This is a genomic window from Salipiger pentaromativorans, assembly GCF_024721115.1.
GTDB lineage: Bacteria > Pseudomonadota > Alphaproteobacteria > Rhodobacterales > Rhodobacteraceae > Salipiger > Salipiger pentaromativorans.
Window position 1 is genome coordinate 154,116 of sequence record NZ_JAMDHK010000011.1, and the last position, 13,863, is coordinate 167,978.

Annotated in this window: 8 protein-coding genes; 1 reads left to right on the forward strand and 7 read right to left on the reverse strand. The window is 66.0% G+C overall.

The window, feature by feature from the left end; all coding sequences use genetic code 11:
- Nucleotides 1–101: 101 nt before the first annotated feature.
- The 3 genes from gltB to M4578_RS16520 all read right to left on the reverse strand — a co-directional run bounded on the left by gltB (nucleotide 102) and on the right by M4578_RS16520 (nucleotide 6,714).
- On the reverse strand, nucleotides 102–4,643 hold the full coding sequence (gene gltB / locus M4578_RS16510; RefSeq protein WP_258094391.1) for a glutamate synthase large subunit: 4,542 nt from the start codon (nucleotides 4,641–4,643) through the stop codon (nucleotides 102–104).
- A gap of 82 nt (nucleotides 4,644–4,725) precedes the next feature.
- Entirely contained in the window at nucleotides 4,726–5,163 is a 438-nt protein-coding gene (locus M4578_RS16515; protein ID WP_258094392.1) for a GFA family protein, read from the reverse strand.
- Nucleotides 5,164–5,277: 114 nt separating this feature from the next.
- Complete coding sequence (locus tag M4578_RS16520; RefSeq protein WP_258094393.1) at nucleotides 5,278–6,714, reverse strand: NAD(P)-dependent oxidoreductase; 1,437 nt, start codon at nucleotides 6,712–6,714, stop codon at nucleotides 5,278–5,280.
- 226 nt (nucleotides 6,715–6,940) lie between these two features.
- On the opposite strand from M4578_RS16520, the gene M4578_RS16525 reads away from it, so the two are divergent.
- Nucleotides 6,941–7,744: an undecaprenyl-diphosphate phosphatase gene (locus M4578_RS16525; protein ID WP_258094394.1), complete on the forward strand. Its 804-nt coding sequence runs from the start codon at nucleotides 6,941–6,943 to the stop codon at nucleotides 7,742–7,744.
- A gap of 240 nt (nucleotides 7,745–7,984) precedes the next feature.
- On the opposite strand, the gene rlmH is transcribed toward M4578_RS16525, so the two are convergent.
- From rlmH to M4578_RS16545, 4 genes are all read right to left on the reverse strand, one after another.
- Nucleotides 7,985–8,455, reverse strand: a complete 471-nt coding sequence (rlmH, locus tag M4578_RS16530; RefSeq protein ID WP_258094395.1) for a 23S rRNA (pseudouridine(1915)-N(3))-methyltransferase RlmH — start codon at nucleotides 8,453–8,455, stop codon at nucleotides 7,985–7,987.
- Nucleotides 8,456–8,464: 9 nt separating this feature from the next.
- The gene (gene rsfS, locus M4578_RS16535) at nucleotides 8,465–8,836 is read right to left on the reverse strand and encodes a ribosome silencing factor (RefSeq protein WP_258094396.1); all 372 of its coding nucleotides are present in this window, start codon (nucleotides 8,834–8,836) and stop codon (nucleotides 8,465–8,467) included.
- Nucleotides 8,837–9,097: 261 nt separating this feature from the next.
- A complete protein-coding gene (locus tag M4578_RS16540) occupies nucleotides 9,098–11,434 on the reverse strand; it encodes an aldehyde dehydrogenase family protein (RefSeq protein WP_258094397.1) in 2,337 nt (778 codons plus the stop codon).
- 173 nt (nucleotides 11,435–11,607) lie between these two features.
- The gene (locus M4578_RS16545) at nucleotides 11,608–13,782 is read right to left on the reverse strand and encodes a transglycosylase domain-containing protein (RefSeq protein ID WP_258094398.1); all 2,175 of its coding nucleotides are present in this window, start codon (nucleotides 13,780–13,782) and stop codon (nucleotides 11,608–11,610) included.
- Between the last annotated feature and the right edge of the window lie 81 nt (nucleotides 13,783–13,863).

The following is a 13,863-nucleotide window of genomic DNA, read 5'->3' on the forward strand; positions in this document are numbered from 1 at the left end:
CGTGTTCATGATTTCTTGACCTTAACGTCAGCTTTGCCGCCGCGCCAAAAGCAAAACGCCCGGAGGAAGCTCCGGGCGTTCGCGTCCGTCGGGGACGGATCTTATTCGGCGGGCATCGCCAGGCTGGTGTCGATCCCAAGGGAATGCGGGAGCTTGTCCAGCATTTCCTTCGGGCAAACCTGCAGGAAGTGGACCTTCTCCAGCTCCCAGTGTTGCAGGATGTCCTGACCCTTGCGGCTCTTGGTCTCGGCCACATGGCGTTCGATCAGCTCCTTGAGCTCCGCTTCCCAGGCCTCGACGGTCACCGGGCAGGTCACCAGGCTTTCCATATTCATCATGTCCGCCGCTTCGCCCTTGGGGTCGTAGAGATAGGCCATGCCACCGGTCATGCCGGCGCCGAAGTTCGCGCCGATCGGGCCGAGGATCACCGCCACGCCGCCGGTCATGTATTCGCAGCCGTTCGAGCCGCAGCCCTCGACCACCACCTTGGCGCCCGAGTTCCGCACCGCAAAGCGCTCGCCCGCGCGGCCTGCGGCGAAGAGATAGCCATCGGTCGCGCCGTAAAGCACGGTGTTGCCGATGATCGTGTTCGCCTCGGCCTTGAGCGGCGACATCATCGGCGGACGGACCACGATCATCCCGCCCGAGAGCCCCTTGCCGACATAGTCGTTGGCATCGCCCGAGACCTCGATCTTCAGGCCCGGCGCCGCGAAGGCCCCCAGCGACTGGCCGGCGGAGCCGGTCAGCTTCACATGCAGGTGGTCGGGCTGGAGCGCGTTGCGCATGCCGAATTTCGACACGATATGCGACGAGGTCCGCGTGCCCACCGTCCGGTGCGTGTTCTGCACCGCGTAGGAAAGCTGCATCTTCTCGCCGTCCTCGAGGAAGCGGTGGCCGTCGCGCACGATTTCCGCATCGAGCGTATCGGGCACCGCGTTGCGGTCCTTGTTGCGGTCATAGACGATGTCGTCGGCCCCATCCACGCGGATCAGCAGCGGGTTGAGGTCGAGATCGTCGAGATGCTCGGCGCCCCGGCTGACCTGACGCAGCAGGTCGGCGCGGCCGATCACGTCGTTCAGGCTGCGCGCGCCGATGGAGGCGAGGATCTCGCGCACCTCGGTGGCGTAGAAGGTGATGAGATTCACCACCTTGTCGGCATTGCCGGTGAACTTGGCGCGCAGGCTTTCGTCCTGGGTGCAGACGCCCACCGGGCAGGTGTTCGACTGGCACTGACGCACCATGATGCAGCCCATGGCGATCAGCGCGGCAGTGCCGATGCCGAACTCCTCGGCGCCCATCATGGCGGCCATGACGATGTCGCGCCCGGTCCGCAGACCGCCATCGGTGCGCAGCGTCACCCGGTCGCGCAGCTTGTTCATCGCCAGAACCTGATGCGCCTCGGTCAGCCCCATCTCCCAGGGCAGGCCGGCGTATTTGATCGAGGTCGAGGGCGAGGCCCCGGTGCCGCCGTTATGGCCCGAGATCAGGATCACGTCGGCCTTGGCCTTGGCCACGCCCGCCGCGATGGTGCCGACGCCCGAGGACGCCACCAGCTTCACCGTCACCTTGCAGCGCGGGTTGATCTGCTTGAGGTCGTAGATGAGCTGGGCCAGATCCTCGATCGAGTAGATATCGTGGTGCGGCGGCGGCGAGATCAGCGTCACGCCCTTGGTCGAGTGCCGCAGACGCGCGATCAGATCGGTCACCTTCATGCCGGGAAGCTGGCCACCCTCGCCGGGCTTGGCGCCCTGGGCCACCTTGATCTCAAGCTCTTCGCAGTGGTTGAGGTATTCGGCGGTCACGCCGAAACGCCCCGAAGCCACCTGCTTGATCTTGGCCGACGGGTTGTCGCCATTGGGCTCGGGCACGAAATGTGCCGGATCCTCGCCACCCTCGCCGCTGTCGGACTTGGCGCCGATGCGGTTCATCGCGACGTTCAGCGTCTTGTGCGCCTCGGGCGACAGCGCGCCCAGCGACATGCCCGGCGTGACAAAGCGCTTGCGGATCGAGGTGATGCTTTCCACCTCCTCGATGGGGATGGCCTTGCCGATGGGCTTGATGTCGAGCAGGTCGCGCAGATGGATCGGCGGGTTCGCCCGCATCGCCTTGGAATAGGTCTTCCACAGCTCGTAGCTGGCCTTGTTGCAGGCCGCTTGCAGCAGGTGCATCGTCTGCGCGCCCCAGGCATGGGTCTCGCCCGATTTCCGCGCCTTGTAGAAGCCGCCGATGGGCAGCACGTCGCGCCCGCCGCCAAAGCCCAGCTTGTGGATCTCTTCCGTCTTCTGCTGGATGCCATGCACACCGATCCCCGAGATCCGGCTGAGCATGCCGGGGAAATACTCGGCCACCATGGCCCGGCTGAGGCCCACCGCCTCGAAGTTCAGGCCGCCGCGATAGGAGGAGATCACCGAGATGCCCATCTTGGACATGATCTTGAGCAGACCCTGGTCGATGGCCTCGCGATAGCGCGCCACGTTCTCGGTCAGCGAGCCGTCGAGCAGGCCGCGCTCGATGCGGTCCGCAAGGCTGTCCTCGGCGAGATAGGGGTTCACGATGGTTGCGCCGCAGCCCACCAGCACCGCGAAATAATGCGGGTCGATGCATTCGGCCGAGCGCACGCCCAGCGAACAGAAGGTCCGCAGGCCCTTCTTGGTCAGCCAGCTATGCACGGCGGAGGTGGCCAGGATCATCGGCATCGCCACCTTGTCCTCGGACTGGTGCTGATCGGTCAGCACCAGATGGCCGCCGCCCGAGCGCACCGCGTCCTCGGCTTCGGCGCGGATCCGGTTCAGCCCCTCGCGCAACGCGCCCTCGCCGCCATCGGCGGGGAAGGTGCAGTCGATTTCGACCAGACCGGCATTGAAATGCGTGATCAGCTCCGCGAACTGGGCATTGCCGACAAAGGGGCTGTCCAGCACCAGGATCTCGGTCTGTGCCGAGCTTTCGTCGAGCACGTTCTTGAGATTGCCGAAGCGCGTCTTCAGCGACATCACCCGGAACTCCCGCAGCGAGTCGATCGGCGGGTTGGTCACCTGAGAGAAGTTCTGCCGGAAGAAATGGCTCAGCGGGCGGTATTTCTTGGACAGAACCGCCGAGGGCGTGTCGTCGCCCATCGAGGCCAGCGCCTCCTTGCCGTCCTCGGCCATGGGCGAGAGGATCTGCTCCAGCTCCTCGATGGTGTAGCCCGCGGCGATCTGGCGCTTGCGCAGCTCGGCGCCCGAGAAGAGCGGCTTCTCGGTGATCCCGGCCAGCGCCTCGTCCAGATCGGTGATCTTGCCGACCCATTCGCCGAAGGGCTGGCTGGCGGCCAGACGGTCCTTGATCTCGGTGTCGTGGTAGAGCTTGCCCTCTTCCATATCCACCGCGATGATCTGGCCCGGTCCCAGCGCGCCTTTTTCCCGTACCGTGGCCTCATCGACCGGCACCATGCCCGCCTCCGAGCCCGCGATGAGCAGGTCGTCACCCGTCACCACATAGCGCATCGGGCGCAGACCGTTGCGGTCGAGCCCGCCGCAGACCCAGCGGCCATCGGTCATCGCCAGCGCGGCGGGGCCGTCCCACGGCTCCATCACCGAGTTCACATAGGAATACATGTCGCGCCAGGCCTGCGGCAGCTCCACCGCCTGTTTGGACCACGACTCGGGGATCAGCATGGTTTTCGCCATCGGCGCGTTACGCCCGGCGCGCACCAGCACCTCGAACACCGCGTCGAGCGCGGCGCTGTCAGACGCGCCGTTTGCGATGATCGGCTTGATGTCCTCGGCCATCTCTCCAAAGGTCGCCGAGGCCATGCGGATCTCGTGGCTCTTCATCCAGTTGGAGTTGCCCTTGATCGTGTTGATCTCGCCGTTATGCGCCAGCATGCGGAAGGGCTGCGCCAGCCACCATTGCGGGAAGGTGTTGGTCGAATAGCGCTGGTGATAGATCGCGAAGGCCGAGACGAAACGCTCGTCCTGCAGGTCGGGATAGAACTCCGACACCTGCTCGGCCAGCATCATGCCCTTGTAGATGATCGAGCGGCAGCTCAGCGAGGCGATATAGAGCTCGTTGATGCCGGCGGCCTGCGCCGCCTTCTCGATGCGGCGGCGGATGACGTAGAGCTCGCGTTCGAATGTCTCCTCATCGACGCCCTTGGCGTTCGAGATCAGGATCTGCTCGATCTCGGGGCGTGTCGCGTTGGCCTTCTCGCCCAGGCAATCGACGCTTACCGGCACATGGCGCCAGCCATAGATGTAGTGGCCCATCCGCAGGACTTCGGTTTCCACGATGGTCCGGCAGGTCTCCTGCGAGGTGAAGTTCGTGCGCGGCAGAAAGACCTGACCCACGGCCATCAGCTCGTCCTTGCGCGGCGCGTGGCCGGTGCGGTCGATCTGATCGTAGAAGAAGGCCACGGGGATCTGCACATGGATGCCCGCGCCGTCGCCGGTCTTGCCGTCGGCATCGACCGCGCCGCGGTGCCAGATCGCCTTGAGCGCGGTGATGCCCGCCTCGACCACCTTGCGCGACGGCTTGCCGTCGATGGAGACCACAAGGCCCACGCCGCAGGAGGAATGCTCATGCTCCTCGCGGAACATGCCGTTCTCTTCCATCCATTTGCGCTTGGCCTCTTCGGCGGCGACCCAGGCTTGATCATATTTGGTCATGGCATTGCACCTCCATGCGGGGCCGCATCGCGCGGCCGGTTGTTCAGGTCCGGCGCGTGGCGCCGGGAAAATCCGTCTCGGGTCAGGCGCCGTCCACCTGGACCCCGTATTTCGTCAGCGTCTCGGCGCGGGTCATGCGCGGGTGATCGCCGGTCAGCGCCCAGCAATCGGGCTTCTGATCGACAAAGATCTCGCGCTGCATCTCCAGCCCGTCGGCATTGTCGAGCGTGCCGATGGTCACCTCATAGTCGCCGCTGCCGTCCACGCCCTTGTCATAGCGATACCAGAGCACCGAGCCGCACTGGCCGCAGAATTCGCGGCTTGCCCATCCCGAGGAGCGGAAGGCGCGGATATGCTCCGCCCCCTCCAGCACCATGTCGGCGACCGGCACGGTCACCGCAAACAGCGCAGAGCCGGCCCAGCGCTGGCACTGCTCGCAATGGCACACACCGAAGCTGCCCAGCGATTTCGCGGTGTAGCGCACCGCGCCGCACAAACATCCGCCCGTTCGTTCCGTCATGGCATCCCGCTTTCCGGAAGGCGCGGCGCCCGCCACGCGCCTGCGCTTTCATCTTTCTTCAAATACTCACGGCACCGTGCTCGCCGCAGATGCGGCATTGGGCATGGGCGCCGTTCATTCCGCAGCGATCGCGGCCTGCTTGTCGAAGTCCTGGAGCACATGCTCGGCACAGTCGCGCCCGTCGCGGATCGCCCAGACCACAAGGCTGGCGCCGCGCACGATGTCGCCCACCGCATAGACGCCGGGCAGGCCGGTGCGGCCGCTGGTGAACTCGGCCTTCACGGTGCCCCAGCGGGTCACTTCCAGCTCGGGCGCGCCCCAGAGCGTCGGCAGCTCCTCGGGCTCGAAGCCAAGCGCCTTGATCACCAGATCGGCGGGTTCTTCGTAATCGCTGCCCTCGATGATCTCGGGCGACTGGCGGCCCGAAGCGTCGGGCAGGCCCAGACGCATCTTCTGCACCAGAACGGCGCTCACCGGTTCGCCCTTGAAGCCCTGCGGTGCGGTCAGCCATTCGAACTGCACGCCCTCTTCCTCGGCATTCTGCACCTCGCGCTGCGAGCCCGGCATGTTGGCGCGGTCGCGGCGGTAGAGGCACTTGACCGAGGTCGCGCCCTGACGGATCGCGGTGCGCAGGCAGTCCATGGCGGTGTCGCCGCCGCCGATCACCACGACGCGCTTGCCCTTGGCGTTCAGCTCGCCGCTGTCGAACTCGGGCACGGAATCGCCGAAATTGGCGGCGCGGTTGGAGGCGGTCAGATAGTCCAGAGCCTTGACGATCCCGGTCGCGCCCGAACCCGGGCCGCGCAGATCGCGGGATTTGTAGACGCCGGTGGCGATGATCACCGCATCGTGCTGGTCGCGGATCTCCTCAAAGGACATATCCACGCCGACATTGCAGTTCATCACAAAGCGCACGCCGCCGTCCTCGAGCTGCTTGATGCGGCGCATGACCACATCCTTCTCGAGCTTGAAGCCGGGGATGCCGTAGGTCAGCAGCCCGCCGCCGCGGTCGTAACGGTCATAGACCGTCACCTGCACACCGGCACGGCGCAGCATATCCGCCGCCGCCAGACCGCCGGGGCCCGCGCCGATGACGCCGACGCTTTCCTTGCGCTCCGTCTTGGGCGCGGCGGGGGTGACCCAGCCTTCTTCCCAGGCGGTGTCGGTGATGTATTTCTCGACCGAGCCGATGGTCACGGTGCCATGGCCCGATTGTTCGATCACGCAATTGCCTTCGCAGAGACGGTCCTGCGGACAGATGCGGCCGCAGATCTCGGGGAAGGTGTTGGTCGCCTGGCTGATCTCATAGGCTTCCTGAAGCCGGCCCGTCGCCGTCAGGCGCAGCCAGTCGGGAATGTTGTTGTGCAGCGGGCAATGGCTTTGACAATAGGGCACGCCGCATTGCGAGCAGCGGCTGGCTTGCTCGGTCGCCTTGGCGTCGGCAAATTCGGCATAGATCTCGTCAAAGTCCTTGTTGCGGACGGACGCGTCGCGCTTCTCGGGCATGTCCCGCGCGATCTTCACGAATTTGAGCATCGGCTGCTTCGCCATGTTCCTGGGTCTCCGAACAAGTCCTTGGGTCGCGCTTCCATACTGAAAGCGAAACTGAAATAAAAGTCAGAAAGAGTGACCTATATTCGCTTTATTTGCCACCGCCGCCGGTGTGAGCAGCATGTTTTTGCGAAAATTGGGTAACAATCCGGACCTATTTGCTGCTTTTCCCCAATAAAATAGAGCGTTATAGAGGTTCGGTGAGCCTAGCTGGAGGTTTGTGCCCATGCCAATGCTGCAATTGATCCTTTTGGCTCTGGTTCAAGGCATTACCGAGTTTTTGCCCATTTCTTCGTCAGGTCACCTGATTCTTTTACCGAATCTCACCGGAATGGCGGATCAGGGGCAGGCCATCGACGTGGCGGTGCATGTCGGTACGCTGGCTGCGGTGGTCTTGTATTTCTGGCGCGATGTGAAGGTGGCTGCGCTGGGCACGCTGGCGCTCCTGCGCCGCGATTACGCCGCGCCGGGCGCGCGGCTGGCGCTGGGGCTCGCCATCGCCACGGTGCCCGTGGTGATCTTCGGTCTCATCCTCAAGCTCACGGGGCTGGACGAGGCGCTGCGTTCGGTCGCGGTGATCGGCTGGACGATGCTGGGCTTCGGGATCGTGCTTTACTGGGCGGACCAGAAGGGTCCCGAGATCCGCAACGAAGAGGACTGGGGTCCGCTGGATGCGCTGAAGATGGGGCTTTGGCAGGCGGTGGCGCTGATCCCGGGCACGTCGCGCTCGGGCATCACCATCACCGGCGCGCGGGCGATGGGCTATAACCGGCACGACGCGGCCAAGATCTCGATGCTGATGTCGATCCCGACCATTTTCGCCTCGGGCGTGCTGCTCGGTGCCGAGGTGATCGCCGATGCCGACATGCAGCTTGCCCGGGATGCGGCGATCGGGGCGGTCTTTGCCTTTGCCGCGGCACTGGCGGCGCTGTCGCTGATGATGCGTCTGCTGCGGTCGGTAAGCTTCACCCCCTATGTGATCTATCGGATCGTCCTCGGGGTCGGCCTGCTCTGGTACGCCTATTCGTGAGAAAAGAAATGGCCCCGGAGTTGGGACCTCCGGGGCCAGGAACGCGCCAGTCCGGTTGCAGCCGGAAAAGGCTGTCGGGGACAGGGTGGACCGGCACGTCTGCGCGTGTCGTATAGGCAGCGCGACAGCGCGTCGGAATCGTGCTAAATCAAGGGGATCTGCCTTGGCAATGGCGCGGTGTTTCCGCTAGCGAAAACCCGCCGCAAGCCGCTGCCTGCCGGGCGGAATCCCGCCGAGTTTTCAGGCCCGGTGATAGGGCGCGCCGGCGAGGATCGAGGCGGCGCGATAGAGCTGTTCGGTCAGCATGACCCGCACCAGCATATGCGGCCAGACCATTTGCCCGAAGGACAGGGCCATATCCGCCTGGGCCCGCAGCGCCGGGTCGATCCCGTCGGCGCCGCCGATGACAAAGGCCATGTCCTGCGCACCGTCATCGCGCCAGCGCGCCAGGGTCTGGGCGAAATCGGGCGAGGGCATCTGCCGCCCGCGCTCGTCCATCACGCAAAGCCGGGCGCCCGCGGGCAGGGCGCGGCGCAGAAGGTCGGCCTCGGCCGCCATGCCGCCGCCCTTGCGGTCATCGACCTCGGTCACGCGCGCCGGGCCCAGCCCCAGCGCCCGCCCGGTCCGGTCGAAGCGTTTGAGATAATCGTCCACAAGTTCGCGCTCGGGGCCCGCCCGAAGGCGCCCCACGACGCAAAGATGTACCCGCATGAGACCGCGTCAGGTCGCGGTCTGCGCGGTCTTGCCCAGGGGCATCCACATCTTTTCGAGCTGGTAGAACTCGCGCACTTCCGGGCGGAAGACGTGGACGATCACATCGCCCGTGTCGATCAGCACCCAGTCGCCGGTTTCCTGGCCTTCGGATTTCGAAAGCACACCCAGCTCATGTTTCAGGTCCTCGACCAGTTTCTCGGCGATCGCCACCACCTGGCGCGACGAGCGGCCCGAGCAGATCACCATGTGATCGCAGACAGAGGTCTTGCCGCGCAGGTCGATCTGCACGACATCTTCGGCCTTGTTGTCATCGAGGCTTTTGAGGACAGTCGCGAGAATCATCTCGCTGGTGACCTCGGATTGGGGCAGGCCGGTCATCGGCGCCCCCGGCTCTGCGGCACCGGCCGCATTCGCAGTAAGTGACAGGACATCGTCCTCCTTCTAGACAAGCGCCGAATGCCACCCCGGCGCCGGGCGTGCTTAAAAGATAACACCGGAAGTGTGAAATCTCAATGATTGCGCCTGTCGCGGCGCCTCCCATACGGGCGGATTGCGGGCCTTTCGCCTGAATCCGAAGCAGAGTCAAAGCCTTCTTTGACGTGAGAAATGGTCGTTCTCCGACGGCTCCGGCGTTTTGAATCAGGCGCCGTAGGGAATCCACACCGTCTGGACCTCGGTCGCGGCCTCCAGGAAGTCGCGCCCCTCGCCCTCGGCGCCCATCCAGTCGCGGGCCAGGCCGTTGTTGACCCAGCTCCGTTTCAGGTTGCCCGCCGCGCCGCGTTCGATCACGGCGGAAAGGTCGGCGCCGGAGAAGCTCCAGACCGCGTCGATGTCCATGTGGCTGGCAAGCGTCGGTGCCAGCTCGGCATGGCTGCCGGTAAGGATATTGACCACGCCGCCCGGCACGTCCGAGGTGTCGAGCACCTGATAGAAATCGGTGGCGGTCAGCGGGAAGGGCTCGGAGGCGGCCAGCACCACGCGGTTGCCCATCGCAATAGCCGGCGCCATCAGCGAGACGAGGCCCAGCAGCGGCAGTGCGTCGGGGCAGAGCGCACCGATCACGCCGCAGGGCGCGCGCATCGCCAGCGCCGCGCCGCGCATCGGCACCGACGCCACGCGCCCGTCGAACTTGTCGGCCCAGGCCGCATAGGTGAAGAGCCGGTCGACCGAGGCCGCGACCTCCTTCGCGCCCGAGCGCCCGCCGGTCATCCGGTCGATACCGGCGGCGAACTCCTCCGCCCGCGCCGAGAGGTTCTCGCCGATGTAATAGATCACCTGCGCGCGATTGTGCGCCGTGGCCCCGGCCCAGCCCGCCGCGCCGCGCGCCGCCTCGACGGCGTTGCGGATGTCCTTGCGCCCGGCAATCGGGGCCTGACCGATGAGCTTGCCGCGCTTGTCATAGATAGTGCGGGCATAGCCGCCATCCGGGCGCGCCTGCTTGCCGCCGATATAGAGCTTGGCGGTGCGGTCCACCGGCTGCGGCTCGGTCTCGTCGCCGGCAAATGCGGCAACGGGTTTCAGCGGCTTCGGTTTCGCGGCGGGCCGGGTGTAGGCGCCGAGCCCCTCCCAGCCGCCCTCGCGCCCAAAGCCGCTTTCGCGCAGCCCGCCAAAGGGGGCGGCGGCGTCGAACATATTGCTGCCGTTGATCCAGACCACCCCGGCGGCCAGCTTGGGCGCGATGTCGAGCGCGGTGTTGATGTTCTCCGACCAGACGCTCGCGGCGAGCCCGTAGCGCGTGTTGTTGGCCATCTCCACCGCCTCGGAGGGCGTGCGGAAACTGGCGCTCACCAGCACCGGGCCAAAGATCTCGTCCTGCATCAGCGCCGAGGCGGGCGACAGGCCGGAAATCAGCGTCGGAGGGTAGAAGCAGCCCTCTGGGCAGGTGCCGGCGCGATAGGTCTCGCCCTCGTCGTTCGCCTCGACCATGGCGGTAATACGGGCCTTCTGCACCGGATCGACGATGGCGCCCACGTCGATGCATTTGTCGAGCGGATCGCCGACGCGCAGCTTGTCCATGCGGGCGCGCAGCTTGTCGTGAAAGCGCCCGGCGATGCCCTCCTGCACCAGCAGGCGCGAGCCCGCGCAGCAGACCTGTCCGCCGTTGAGCCAGATCGCATCCACCAGCCCCTCGACCGCGCTGTCGAGATCGGCATCCTCGAAGACGATATAGGGCGACTTGCCGCCCAGCTCGAGCGTCAGCGCCTTGCCGCTGCCCGCCGTCGCTTCGCGGATCCTGCGGCCCACCTCGGTCGAGCCGGTAAAGGCGATCTTGTCCACCTCCGAGTTGACGAGCATCTCGCCCACCGCACCGTCGCCGGTAACGATATTGACCACACCCTTGGGCAGCGCGGCCTGACGGCAGATGTCGGCAAAGAGCAGCGCGGTGAGCGAGGTCCATTCGGCGGGTTTCAGCACCACCGTGTTGCCCATGGCCAGCGCCGGGGCGATCTTCCACGCCAGCATCAGCAGCGGGAAGTTCCACGGCACGATCTGGCCGCAGACGCCCAGCGGCGCGCGGCCCGGCAGCGCGCTTTCCATCAGCTGGGCAAAGCCCGCGTGGTGGTAGAAATGCCGCGCCGCGAGGGGCAGGTCGATGTCGCGGCTTTCGCGGATCGGCTTGCCGTTGTCGAGCGTCTCCAGCACCGCGAAGAGGCGGGCGTGTTTCTGCAACAGCCGCGCCAGCGCGTAGAGATGGCGCGCCCGGCCCTTGCCGCCGAGCCGAGCCCACTTGCCCTGTGCCGCGCGGGCGGCGGCAACGGCGGCATCGACATCGGCCTGGGTTGCCTGGGTGAGCGTTGCCAGCACCTCGCCGGTGGCGGGGTTGCGGCTCTCGAAGCCTGCGCCGGGGGCGGTGAAGCTGCCGTCGATGAAATGGCCGAAACGGTCGCCCTGATCGACCAGCCAGGCCAGCGCCTCGGCGGCGCTTTCGGGGGCAGGGCCGTAATCCATGGTTTCGAAGATCTCTTTCACACTCATGGGACGGGCACTCCTCCGGGCACGGTTTGGCACATCTTAGAAGCCGCCCCGGCGCCCCGCAACAGCGGCCTTGAGCGCGCCGCCGGTCGTGCCGTCACGGAAGGTAGGGTGGGCAATTTGCCCACCGTGCGCGCGATTTCGTAGGGTGGGCAATCCTGCCCACCGCACGGGCCTCAGTTGCGCGGGCCGAGCAGGTCGCGCAGCACCTGCTGGATCAGGTTGTCGCGCCGTTGCCGCTCGGGATCGGCCTGCTCATGGCGCGGCTGTTCCTGTACCACCTGAGGCTCGGGGCGCGCCGGTGCGATCGCGGGTAGCGGGGTGATCGGCAGCCCGTCGTTCACCCGCGCCATGGTCTCGCGCCAGATGTCGGCGGGCAGCCCGCCACCGGTCACGCCCTTGAGCGGCGAGTTGTCGTCATTGCCCATCCAGACGCCGGTCACGTAATCGGCGGTGAAGCCGATGAACCAGCCGTCGCGGCTGTCCTGGCTGGTGCCGGTCTTGCCCGCCGCGGGGCGGCCGTCGGGAAGCTGCGCACGGCGCCCGGTGCCTTCGGAAATCACCTTTTCCAGCATCCAGGTAAGCTGCCCGGCCGCCTCGGGCTGGATCACCCGTTCGCGGATGCCGCCGCCGGTGCCCATCAGCGGCGTGTCGTCGCCCTTGAGGCGCAGCTCCTTGAGCCCGTAGGGCGTTACCGCCGAGCCGCCGTTGAGAAAGCCCGCATAGGCGCCCGTCATTTCCAGCAGCGAGGCTTCGGAGGTGCCGAGCGCCATGGCCGGGGTGTCGTTCAGCTCGGACTGGATGCCGAATTCATAGGCCACCTTGTGCACCAGATCGCGGCCCACGCTTTCCGAAATCTTGATCGCCGGAATGTTCAGCGAATTCTTCAGCGCGTCGGTCAGCGTGACCCGGCCCTTGAAATTGTTCGAATAGTTCTTGGGACACCACTGGCCGGAGCCGGGGATATTCATGCAGAAGGGCTCGTCCACCACCGTGTCATAGGGCGAATAGCCCAGTTCCAGCGCCGTGGCGTAGATGAAGGGCTTGAAGGACGAACCTGTCTGCCGCTTGGCCTGGGTGGCGCGGTTGAACACGCCCGAGACGCCGGTCTTCTTGCCGCCGACCATGGCGCGCACGGCGCCATCCGCCGACATCACCACGATGGCCGCCTGCACGACCGATCCGGGCTTCGTGACCTTTTCGGCATAGACCTTGTTCATCGCCGCTTCGGCGGCGCGCTGAAGCTTGGGGTCGAGCGTGGTCTGGATCACCACATCCTCGGTGGTGCCGCTGGTAAAGAACTCCGGGCCGGTCGACATCACCCAGTCGGCGAAATAGCCGCCCAGCCGCCGCTCGGCCTCTTCCGAGAGCGTGGCGGGGTTGGTCTGCGCGGTCTTTTCCTGCTCTGGCGTCAGGTAGCCCTGTTCGCGCATCAGCCGCAGCACCGTGGCGGCGCGCGCCTGCGAGCGTTCCAGATCGTTGGTCGGCGCCAGCGAGGAGGGTGCGGTCAGCAGCCCGGCGAGGATCGCTGCCTGCTGCGGGTTCAGCTCGCCCGCGTGTTTGCTGAAATAGCGCTGCGAGGCGGCCTCGGCGCCATAGGCGCCGGCGCCCATATAGGCGCGGTTGAGATAGATCGAGAGGATCTGGTCCTTGGTGTATTTCGCCTCCATCGCCATGGCGTAGAGCGCTTCCTTGCCCTTGCGCACGAGCGAGGACTGGCGGCAGTCGGAGACGTAATCCGCTTCGCTCTTCCAGGCCTTGGGGTCGTATTCGACGCCGAGGCAGAGCAGCTTGGCGGTCTGCTGCGTGATGGTCGAGCCGCCATGGCCCGAAAGCGGGCCTCGCCCTTCGGACAGGTTGATGCGGATAGCGCTGGCGACGCCGCGCGGGGAGACGCCGAAATGATAGTAGAAGCGCTTGTCCTCGGTGGCGATCACCGCGTTCTTCAGATGCGGGCTCACGCTGTCGGCGGTCACTGCACCGCCGAACTGGTCGCCGCGCCAGGCAAAGATCGCGCCGCTGCGGTCGAGCAGCGTGACCGAACCGCGCGCGCGCCCGTCGAGCAGGGCCTCGAACGGCGGCAGCGCGGTGTAGAAATAGCCGACACCCAGCGCCAGAAGCAGCGCAACCACCGCCGTGATGCGCCAGGTGATGCGCCAGATCAGGCCAAAGACCCAGCGGAACAGGCCCAGCACAAAGGCGACGACGGGGTTGCGGCGCGCCGCAGCCTTCCGGCGCGGAGCCGGTTTGGACGCCTGTTTCGGCTTTGATTTCTTGGGCTTCTGGGCGGTGGTCTTGGGGTAGCGGCGCTCTGCCACCAACCGGCCCTTGCCCCGGCCTGAATCACTCATATCGCTCTGCCCGGTATTCTTGTCTTTTGCCGCAGAATAACGGCTTTCGGCGTGGTTGTACAACTCTGCTTCACTGCGCCC

Coding starts and splice junctions, on each gene's coding strand:
- M4578_RS16540 (WP_258094397.1), bottom strand. CDS start 11,434: ATGAGTGTGAAAGAGATCTTCGAAACCATGGATTACGGCCCTGCCCCC.
- M4578_RS16545 (WP_258094398.1), bottom strand. CDS start 13,782: ATGAGTGATTCAGGCCGGGGCAAGGGCCGGTTGGTGGCAGAGCGCCGC.
- M4578_RS16520 (WP_258094393.1), bottom strand. CDS start 6,714: ATGGCGAAGCAGCCGATGCTCAAATTCGTGAAGATCGCGCGGGACATG.
- M4578_RS16525 (WP_258094394.1), top strand. CDS start 6,941: ATGCCAATGCTGCAATTGATCCTTTTGGCTCTGGTTCAAGGCATTACC.
- gltB (WP_258094391.1), bottom strand. CDS start 4,643: ATGACCAAATATGATCAAGCCTGGGTCGCCGCCGAAGAGGCCAAGCGC.
- rsfS (WP_258094396.1), bottom strand. CDS start 8,836: ATGACCGGCCTGCCCCAATCCGAGGTCACCAGCGAGATGATTCTCGCG.
- M4578_RS16515 (WP_258094392.1), bottom strand. CDS start 5,163: ATGACGGAACGAACGGGCGGATGTTTGTGCGGCGCGGTGCGCTACACC.
- rlmH (WP_258094395.1), bottom strand. CDS start 8,455: ATGCGGGTACATCTTTGCGTCGTGGGGCGCCTTCGGGCGGGCCCCGAG.